Genomic DNA, 297 nt, shown 5'->3' on the forward strand with positions numbered 1-297 from the left:
TATGGTCCACACAAGACCCTGTACAATCGTTGGAAGCGGTGGAGCGACAAGGGTATCTTCGCGCAGATGATGATCGGATTGGCCGGACCAAGGGCGGCATGAACACAAAGCTATACGCCATCTGCGACAGCCATGGCCGCCCACTGAACTTGTTCGTCACCGCTGGACAGGTCAGCGATTACATCGGCGCGCGGGCATTGCTGAGCAGCATGCCGGAGGTCGATTGGCTGCTCGGAGACAGAGGCTATGACGCCGATTGGTTTAGAGAAGCATTGAAAGACAAAGGGATACGTCCCT

The 297-nt window shown here is 56.2% G+C and carries 1 pseudogene; it reads left to right on the top strand.

Annotation, left to right across the window (positions count from 1 at the left end):
• Positions 1–297 (top strand): annotated as a pseudogene (locus Q1A75_RS24155) (transposase); the annotation flags it as partial.

The sequence above is a fragment of the uncultured Tateyamaria sp. genome (genome assembly GCF_947504105.1).
Taxonomy (GTDB): domain Bacteria; phylum Pseudomonadota; class Alphaproteobacteria; order Rhodobacterales; family Rhodobacteraceae; genus Tateyamaria.